Origin of the sequence: Dactylosporangium maewongense (genome assembly GCF_039531485.1) — a bacterium.
GTDB classification, from domain to species: domain Bacteria; phylum Actinomycetota; class Actinomycetes; order Mycobacteriales; family Micromonosporaceae; genus Dactylosporangium; species Dactylosporangium maewongense.
Map to the genome: position 1 here is coordinate 1 of NZ_BAAAQD010000075.1, position 8,699 is coordinate 8,699.

The 8,699-nt window shown below is 73.7% G+C and carries 9 protein-coding genes; 5 read left to right on the plus strand and 4 right to left on the minus strand.

Annotated features, from left to right (window positions below; translation table 11 throughout):
• Positions 1 to 77: 77 nt before the first annotated feature.
• Together ABD332_RS59560 and ABD332_RS59565 are read right to left on the minus strand one after the other, a co-directional pair.
• A complete protein-coding gene (locus ABD332_RS59560) occupies positions 78 to 635 on the minus strand; it encodes a thioredoxin domain-containing protein (protein WP_344515988.1) in 558 nt (185 codons plus the stop codon).
• Positions 636 to 743: 108 nt separating this feature from the next.
• Positions 744 to 935 (minus strand): hypothetical protein, encoded by a 192-nt coding sequence (locus ABD332_RS59565; protein ID WP_344515990.1) that lies wholly within the window; start codon positions 933 to 935, stop codon positions 744 to 746.
• A 190-nt stretch (positions 936 to 1,125) separates the two neighbouring features.
• Here ABD332_RS59565 and ABD332_RS59570 point away from each other — a divergent pair, with 190 nt between their 5' ends.
• Both ABD332_RS59570 and ABD332_RS59575 read left to right on the plus strand, forming a co-directional pair.
• The gene (locus tag ABD332_RS59570; RefSeq protein WP_344515992.1) at positions 1,126 to 3,867 is read left to right on the plus strand and encodes an AfsR/SARP family transcriptional regulator; all 2,742 of its coding nucleotides are present in this window, start codon (positions 1,126 to 1,128) and stop codon (positions 3,865 to 3,867) included.
• A gap of 16 nt (positions 3,868 to 3,883) precedes the next feature.
• Entirely contained in the window at positions 3,884 to 4,486 is a 603-nt protein-coding gene (locus ABD332_RS59575) for a MauE/DoxX family redox-associated membrane protein (protein WP_344516003.1), read from the plus strand.
• 243 nt (positions 4,487 to 4,729) lie between these two features.
• Here the strand turns inward: ABD332_RS59575 and ABD332_RS59580 are convergent, their stop codons facing one another.
• Positions 4,730 to 4,924 carry a hypothetical protein gene (locus ABD332_RS59580; RefSeq protein ID WP_344515993.1) on the minus strand — a complete coding sequence of 65 codons (195 nt, stop codon included), beginning with the start codon at positions 4,922 to 4,924 and terminating at the stop codon, positions 4,730 to 4,732.
• 147 nt (positions 4,925 to 5,071) lie between these two features.
• On the opposite strand from ABD332_RS59580, the gene ABD332_RS59585 reads away from it, so the two are divergent.
• The gene (locus ABD332_RS59585) at positions 5,072 to 5,863 is read left to right on the plus strand and encodes an alpha/beta hydrolase (RefSeq protein ID WP_344515995.1); all 792 of its coding nucleotides are present in this window, start codon (positions 5,072 to 5,074) and stop codon (positions 5,861 to 5,863) included.
• 79 nt (positions 5,864 to 5,942) lie between these two features.
• Here the strand turns inward: ABD332_RS59585 and ABD332_RS59590 are convergent, their stop codons facing one another.
• Positions 5,943 to 6,119, minus strand: coding sequence for a hypothetical protein (locus tag ABD332_RS59590; RefSeq protein WP_344515997.1), 177 nt, complete (start codon positions 6,117 to 6,119; stop codon positions 5,943 to 5,945).
• A 177-nt stretch (positions 6,120 to 6,296) separates the two neighbouring features.
• On the opposite strand from ABD332_RS59590, the gene ABD332_RS59595 reads away from it, so the two are divergent.
• Both ABD332_RS59595 and ABD332_RS59600 read left to right on the plus strand, forming a co-directional pair.
• The gene (locus ABD332_RS59595; protein WP_344515999.1) at positions 6,297 to 7,922 is read left to right on the plus strand and encodes a methyl-accepting chemotaxis protein; all 1,626 of its coding nucleotides are present in this window, start codon (positions 6,297 to 6,299) and stop codon (positions 7,920 to 7,922) included.
• A gap of 94 nt (positions 7,923 to 8,016) precedes the next feature.
• Positions 8,017 to 8,565 (plus strand): SigE family RNA polymerase sigma factor, encoded by a 549-nt coding sequence (locus tag ABD332_RS59600; protein ID WP_344516001.1) that lies wholly within the window; start codon positions 8,017 to 8,019, stop codon positions 8,563 to 8,565.
• The last annotated feature ends 134 nt before the right edge of the window (positions 8,566 to 8,699 follow it).

Below are 8,699 nucleotides of genomic sequence, written 5' to 3' on the forward strand. Positions count from 1 at the left end.
CCAGACCATGCCGGCGGCCCGGCCGGCGGCGCCGGCAAGGGCACGCCGGCCGGGCCGTGGGTCGGCTGCTGCAGCGGTCACGCCGCGGTGCCGACCGGGAGCCGGGACACCGCCGCGACGACCGCGGACAGCGTCGCGTCGGCGCCGAGCACGCAGAACCGGGGGTACGAGGTCACCCCGAACGCGCGCGCGACCGGCGGCCTCGCGCCTTCCAGGACCACCCGCGCCACCGGCGTGAGCTGCGCGATGAGGGCGTCCGGGTCGCTGTCGTGGGCGTTCACGACGGCCAGGACCCGCTGGCGGTCCTGGCCGCGGGCCCAGGCGAGGAAGTCGGGCAGCTGCGCCTGGCAGCCCTTGCAGTCCGCGGCGAGGAACGCCACGACGGTCGCCGGCGCCAGGTCGTCCCGGCCGACCGGCGCACCGTCGGTGGTGGTGGCGTGGAAGTCGGCGACGGTGTCACCGGCCACCGGGTCGGATCCGGCGGGGCCTGCGGCTGGTGCGCCGCCGACGAACTCGTACACCGCGTCGATCAGCTGCGTCTGCTCGCGCAGCCGGCGGATCATCCCGAGGCACAGCAACAGGTTCAGCACGCACAGGGCACCGACGAGCGCCACGACGACTATGAGGAGGGGCATTGAAACCGCCTTTGCATCTGCCGGTCGACCGGCGAACGGGTGGGAAGGACCGGGCCGCAGACCGCCGGTGCCCGCGGACACCGGCGATCCGCCGGGCTCACCGCAGGGTCAGCACGGGATGTACGTGATGCAGCTGCCGCAGTGGTGGGAACCGCTCGGGTAGTAGCAGCAGTACCGGCCACTGTTGCGCGCACTGCAGCACTCGTAGTCGCAGTCCGCTGCCCGGGCCACGGTGTGCGGCACGACCATGCCGAGGATCCGGTCGGCTACCGCGCCGACCATCTTCTTGGCTGCACGCATGTGCACCTTCCCTTCCGTTGTACGGATGAGTGGAGGCGCCGGCCTGTGATCTTCGGCCGGCTGCCCACAGCATGCGACGGAGACCGAAGTCGATTCGTTAACGAATTGTTGGCATCCGGCCAGCACGAGTGTTAGATAGGCATCACTGAGTCAGGCATTGACGCCGGGCGCTGCCAACGGGGGCGGTGGCATGGAGATTCGGTTGCTCGGTCCGGTGGAACTGCGGCTCGACCACCACGTGGTGGACGCCGGGCCGCCGCAGCAGCGGCACGTCCTGGCGGTGCTGGCCGCCGACGCCGGCCGCCCGGTCACCACCGAGCTGCTCATCGACCGGGTGTGGGACGAGGCGCCGTCCGGTGCCCGGCGCACCCTCCAGGTCTACCTCACCCGGCTGCGCCGGCTGCTGGCGCCCGACGGCGACGCGCCCGTGCTGCCCCGCCGCTCCGGCGGCTACGTGCTGGACGTCGCGCCCGAGCGGATCGACCTGAACCGCTTCCGCGACCTCATCGACCGGGCCCGTGGCCGCCCGGACGGCGAAGGGGTGGCGCTGCTGCGCCGGGCGCTGAACCTGTGGACCGGCGAGCCGCTCGCCGGGGTGCCGGGGAGCTGGGCCGAGCGGATGCGCAGGGCGTGGCGCCGCCAGTACGTCGACGCCCTGGTGCAGTGGGCCGAGGCGGAGCTGCGCTGCGGCAACGCCGGCACGGTCCTCGGCCCGCTGACCGAGGCGATCGGCGAGTATCCGCTGGTCGAGCCGCTCACCGCCGTCCTGATGCGGGCCCTGCACGTGACCGGCCGGACCGTCGACGCGCTGGACTGCTACGCCGAGCTGCGCTACCGGCTCGTCGAGGAGCTCGGCGCGGACCCGTCGCCGGAGGTGCGGGACGCGTACCGGGCGATCCTGCGGCACGACGCTCCAGACGGCGGGCTGCCCCGGCCGACCTGGCGGACGCCCGCGCAGCTCCCGGCGGACGTGCCCGGGTTCGTGCCCCGCGACCCGGAGCTGGCTCGCCTCGACGAGCCGGCCGCCGTGCTCGTGCTCTCCGGCACCGCCGGGGTCGGCAAGACCGCGCTCGCGGTGCACTGGGCGCACCGGGTCCGCGACCGGTTCCCCGACGGGCAGGTCTACCTCGACCTGCGCGGGTTCGGCGCCGGCGCGGCCCCGATGGGCAGCGCCGAAGCGGTGCGGCTGTGCCTGGACGCGCTCGGCGTGCGGGCCGAGACCGTGCCCTCCGAGCCGTCCGCCGCGATCGCGCTGTACCGCACCCTCGTCGCCGGCCGGCGGATGCTGATGCTGCTCGACAATGCCCGCGACGCCGCCCAGGTGCGCCCGTTGCTGCCCGGCACGCCCGGCTGCCTGGTCGTGGTGACCAGCCGGGACCAGCTCACCGGGCTGGTGGCGGCCGAGGGCGCCCGGCCGGTGCCGGTCGACCTGTTCTCGCCCGCGCAGGCCCGGCAGTTCCTGGCGCGGCGGCTCGGCACCGACCGGGTGGCCGCCGAGCCCGGCGCCGCCGAGCTGATCGCCGAGCGGTGCGCGCGGCTGCCGCTGGCCCTGGGGGTGATGGCCGGCCGGGCCGCCGCCCATCCGGACTTCCCGCTCGCCCGCTGGGCCGACGAGCTGCGGGTCGACCGCCTCGACGTGCTGGACGCCGGGGATCCGGCCACCGACGTGCGCAACGTGTTCTCCTGGTCCTACCGGGCGCTGCACCCGCCGGCCGCCCAGCTGTTCCGGCTGCTCGCGCTGCACCCGGGCCCGGACATCAGCGCCGCGGCGGCCGCCAGCCTGGCCGGGCTGCCGGCCGAGCGGACCAGGTCCCTGCTGGCCGACCTGACCCGCGCGCACCTGCTCACCGAGCACAGCCCCGGCCGGTACGCCATGCACGACCTGCTGCGCACCTACGCGGCGGAACTGACCGGCCGCTGCGACTCCGACACGGAGCGGGCCGCCGCGGTGGGCCGGCTGCTCGACCACTACGTGTACTGCGGGCAGGCCGCGGCGCTACGGCTGGAGCCGCACTGGATCCGCCTGGTCGCGGACCCGCCGCCGGCCGGGGTGCTGGTCGAGCCGTGCACCTGCGAGCGGCGGGCGCTGGCCTGGTTCACCGAGCACCGGCAGGCGATGCTGGCCGCGGCGACGCTGGCCGCCGAGGCCGGGTTCACCCGGCGCGCGTGGCAGCTGGCCCGGGTGCTCGCCGGGCTGCTGCACAACCAGGGACGGTGGCAGGACCTCATCGCGGTCGGGCGGCTCGCGATCGAGGCGACCGAGCGGCTCGGCGAGCACCGCGAACGCGCCTGGGCGCAGCGGTTCCTCGGTTGCGCCCACGCGCACCTGCGGCGGTACGGCGAGGCCGAGGCGGCGTACCGGGCGGCGCTGGACGGATACGAGCGGCTCGGCGACACCGCGGGCCGCGCGGGCGTGCACTTCGCGCTCGCCCGCCTCGCCGAGTCGAGGGGCGAGTGGCCGCTGATGCGCTCGCACAGCGCGTCCGCGCTGCGGCTCTACACCGAGGCCGGGCACCGCCTGGGCCGCGGCCGGGCGCTGAACCTGGTCGGCTGGGTGCACGCCAGGCAGCGCGAGTGGGCGGACAGCCTGACCCACTGCCGGCGCGCCCTGGCCATCCAGGACGAGCTGGATGACCGCAGCGGCCAGGCGGCCACCCTGGACAGCATCGGGTACGTGCACCACCATCAGGGCGAGTACGCCCGCGCGCTGGAGTGCTACGAACGGGCGCTGGCGCTGTGCCGCCGGTTCGGCGACCGGTTCAGCGAGACCAAGGTGCTCACCCACCTCGGCGACACCCACCTGGCGTCCGGCCGCCCGGACGCCGCGCGGGCCGCCTGGCGGGTCGCCGGCCAGATCCTCGCCGACCTCGGCGACGCCGACGCGGAGCAGGTGCGCGCCCGGCTCACCACCCTGACCGGCGTGGCCGGCTGACCGTTTGAAGGTGACGATGTCATACCTGTCGTTGGGACTGCTGGCGGCGCTGTGCTGCGTGTTCGCCGCCTCCGCCTGGAGCAAGCTGCGCAGCCGCGCCGCCCAGCAGGCGTTCGCGGAGTCCCTGCGCCCCGTGCCGCTCGTCCCGTCCGGCCACGTGACCGGCGTGGCGATGGCGGCCACGGCGGCCGAGGCCGGCCTGGTGCTGGGGCTCGGCGCGGCGGCGGTGGCCGTGACCGGCGGGTGGCCGCCCGCGTGGCCCCTCGCGATGACGGTGCTCGCCCTGACCGGCGCCCTGCTGGCCGTGTTCACCACCGGCGTGGCGCTCGCCGTGCGCCGCGGCACCGGCGCCCGCTGCGCCTGCTTCGGCGCCGCCGAACGCCCGCTGAGCGCCCGTCACCTGGTCCGCAACGGACTCCTGCTGGCGGCGACCGGCACCGCGGCGCTCGGCATCGCCATGACACGGACCCAGCCGCTCGACCTGGCCGGCACGGCGGTGGCCCTGACGACGGGCGCCGTCTGCGGCCTGCTGGTGATCCGCCTGGACGACCTGGTGGACCTGTTCACGCCGCCCCCGGCCCGCCCTTCCGTACGGCCCGGCCAGGACCGCCGCGGCTGACCTCCACCGGCGGGATCTCCGAAATCCGGTAAGCGGTGATCCGGCTCGATCATGCCGGGCTGCCTCACCGCAGGCGCTGGCCTGTGCCGTCCGGCCTATCTGACGAGGGAACCCGGGCCCGGCCCGACGGCCGAGCCCGCGGGGCGACAGCCGGTCCCAGCCTCGGTCTTTCCCGAAATGTTGCCGCGGGCGCGCAGCTGGATCGTCACCGGGCAACCCGAGGCGTGGATGACGGCGCCGTGCCTAGAGGCGGGTGGTGCAGGTGGCGGCGTGATCGGTCAGCCACTGCAGCGCGGGCGCGATCCCATCCGCGTCCTCGTCCGCCCCGCATCCGGTGCAGCGCTCAGTGAGGTATCCGGAGAGGTTCATCTCGATCCACGCCTCTGCTCCGCCGGCCGTCGTGAGAATGTCCGACACGATCTCCCGATATTCCTCCATGCCCCCATCGTGCCGCCGCAGCCGCCTGCTACACCGCCGGAGTCCAGCGACGTGTGTGCCGAACGGCGCAGCCACCCGATGAATAGCCCGGACGTTCTGCATCGCCGACGCGGACATCAAGGCCGGCGGCCGGGGTAGTTCCGACGGATGAAGGCGATTGGTGGCGCAGCCTCGGCGATCGTCCTCGGGCTGCTGGGAACCTCGCTCACCGCCTCCGCGGCCCCCGCGGCGCCGGCGGGGTGCGGCGGGAAACCGACGATCGTGCTGGTGCACGGCGCGTGGGCGGGCACGTCAAGCTGGAGCGGGGAGGTCTCCCGCCTGCAAGGCAAGGGCTACACGGCGCGGGCGATCGCCAACCCGCTGCGCGGGCTGACCGGTGACGCGGCGTCCGTCTCCGAATTTCTCAAGTCGGTGCACGGGCCGGTGGTGCTGGTCGGGCACTCCTACGGCGGCGCGGTCATCACCAACGCGGCGGCCGGCAACACCAACGTGAAGGCGCTGGTCTACGTCGACGCCGCCGCGCCGGCCCGCGGGGAGACGACCGGCGGGCTGAGCGGGTCCGGTTCGGCGTTGAACCAGAACGCAACCGTGCTGTTCGACAAGGTGGGCACGGACCTGTACCTGAAGCAGCCGGTGTTCGTGCACTCGTTCGGGCCGGACCTCGCGCCCGGCCAGGCCGACGTGCTGTGGGCGAGCCAGCGCTCGGCCGCGACCGCCGCGTTCTCCACCCCGTCGAAGGCAGCCGCGTGGGAGAGCATCCCCTCGTGGTACGTCATCGGGGGCGCCGACAAGATCATCACGCCGGCGTCGCAGGAGTCGATGGCGCACCGGGCCAAGGCACACATCCGCACGGTGCCGGGCGGGTCACACCTGACGCTGATCTCCCACCCCGACGCCGTGACCGACCAGATCCTGGCCGCCACCGAGCACGTCTGCTGAGGCCGGGTTGTTGCGCCGCGCCCGGGCGTCCACACGTGGCGCCGCCTCCTTGCGTGGCGCGGAGCACGTCCGCGTTCGTTCACGGCGTCGGCAGGCTCCACACCATCGTCATCGGCTCGTCGTCGACCCACAGCTGCGCGGCGAACAGGTCCTCGTCCAGCCCGACGGCCGCCTCGACCGCTTCGGCGTCCTCGACGACCTGGTGGACCTGTTCGCACCGGCCCCGGTGCGCCGGCCTTCCGTCCGGACCGGGCACGACCGGCGGGGCTGACGGCCGGCGGCGGACCTGCCGGGATCCGGCCCGCCGGTGGATGGGCCAGACAGCGGCGACACCTGGACCGCCACCTGGCTGTGGTGGCCCTCCGACCAAAAGTCCTACATCCGGCGCCGCTGATGACGAACGGAAGGGCAAACACGCGAGGGAGCGTCAGACATGGCGAACGGCGTTGCCGGCGGCGACGATGCCACGACCGGCCGGGGTGGCTGGTTCGGCAACCGGGGTGTGGCAGTCAAGATCGGGTTCCTCGTGGCGTTCTCGGTCCTGACGGCGGTGACGGTCGCCCTGACGGCAGTGGTGCAGCTGGGGAACCTGCGCGGCAACGTGAGCGCGCTCAGCGACCACAACATCGCCCGCCTGACCCACCTGTCGGACGTCCAGAAGGCGTTCAGCCAGATGCTGCTGAACGCCCTGGCCCGCAACCAGGCGACCGACCCCGCCGTCGTCAAGCAGGCACAGGCCGGTTTCCAGGAGTCGATCGGCGCGGTGAACGCCGCCTTCGAGGCCTACGCCGGCGTCCCGGACCCGGACGCCCAGCAGCGCCGGCTCACCGAGCAGTTCCGCACGAACTGGACGGAGTTCCAGACGGTGCTCGGCCAGCTGGCGGCGGTGGCACCGACCGACCCGGTCGTGCAGACCATCGGCATGCACGCCAACCAGATGACCGAGCAGGCGCAGGACATCATCGTCGAACTGGCCGGCTACGAGCAGAACACCGCCCGGCAGATGGTCGAGCAGGCGCACGAGACCTACTCCTCCGCGCTCCGGGCCCTCATCGCCGCGCTGGTCGCCGGGTTGCTCGTCGCGGCGCTCGTCGCGTACCTGGTCATCCGCCAGATCGTGCGGCCGCTGCGGGAGATGCGCGCGGTGGCGCTCGCGATGGCCGAGGGCGACCTCACCCAGCGGGCACCGGTCAGGTTCCGCGACGAGGTCGGCGACACGGCGCACGCCCTCAACACCGGCACCCGCCACATCCGCGAGGCCATCCACACCCTGCTCGGCAGCGCCCAGCGGCTGGCCACCAGCGGCGACCACATGGCGGCGAACTCCTCGGAGATCTCCGTCGGCGCGACCGAGGCGTCCCGTGAGGCCGCCGCCGTCTCCGGTGCCGCCGGCGACGTGTCCAGCAACATCCAGACCCTCGCCGACGGTTCGCACCAGATGCGGACCTCGATCGAGGAGATCTCCCGCAGCGCCTCCGAGGGCGTCGCGGTCGCCGCGGAGGCCGTGCACGTCGCCACCACCACCACCGGCATCGTCACCAAGCTCGGCGAGTCGTCGGTACAGATCGGCAACGTCATCAAGACCATCACGGCCATCGCGGAACAGACGAACCTGCTGGCCCTCAACGCGACGATCGAAGCCGCCCGCGCCGGCGAGTCCGGCAAGGGCTTCGCCGTGGTCGCCGGCGAGGTCAAGGACCTGGCGCAGGAGACCGCCCGGGCGACCGACGACATCGCACGGCAGGTGCAGGCGATCCAGTCCGACACGCAGAGCGCCGTCGCGGCGATCAGCCAGATCGGCGCGATCATCGAGCGGATCAACAGTTATCAGATGACCGTCGCCACCGCCGTCGAGGAGCAGACCGCGACGACCGACGAGATGAACCGCAACGTCATGGCCGCGGCACAGGGCAGCATGATCATCGCACGCAACATCTCCACCGTGGCCACGGCGACCGAGCGGACCATGCGCGGCGCGGCCGACAACTCCCGCGCCGCCAACGAGCTCGCGGAGATGTCACAGGAACTGCGCGCGGTCGTCGCACAGTTCAAGGTGTAGCTTCACACGATCTCGGGACCATCTGCCGGAGAGGGAACCCGGGACGCCGGTCCGCTCGTGTCTATGAAGACCGAGGAGGAAGGCGGCCGGGAGGATGAGGTTGCGGTGGCTGGGCGAGCGGCGCGGGGTGGACGAGGACTTCGTCGCCTACTACGCGGCGCGCGGCGCGATGCTGCACCACACGGCGTTCCTGCTGTGCGGTGACTGGCACCTCGCGGAGGACCTGACCCAGATCACGTTCACCAAGCTGTACCGCGTGTGGCATCGCGTCCAGCGGCACGACGTGCTCGACCAGTACGCGCGGCGGGTGCTGCTGCGCGCGTTCCTGGACGAGCGGCGGCGGCCGTGGCGGCGGGAGCTGGCCACGGACCCGGAGAGCCCGGCGCTGGACGGGATGGCGCCCGAGGCGGTCACCTCCGCCGAGCGGTTCCAGCTCGAGCAGGGGCTCATGCGGCTGTCGAAGCGGCACCGAGCGGTGCTCGTGCTGCGGTTCTGGGCGGACCTGTCGGTGGAGCAGGTCGCGGAGATCCTCGGCTGCTCGACCGGCACGGTGAAGAGCCAGACCTCCCGGGGCCTCGCCGCTCTGCGGGAGACGCTCGGCGAGCGGCAGTCGTTGCGGCAGGTACCTGGAGGAGACGGATGAACGACGTGAAGGACATCTGCGACGGGATGCTGGCCACGGCCGCGCCGCCGCCGGTCGCCCGGACCGCGCTGGCGACCGCCCGGCGGGCCGCCGCCCGGCACTGGGCCGTGGGCGCGGCGGGCGTGGCGACGCTC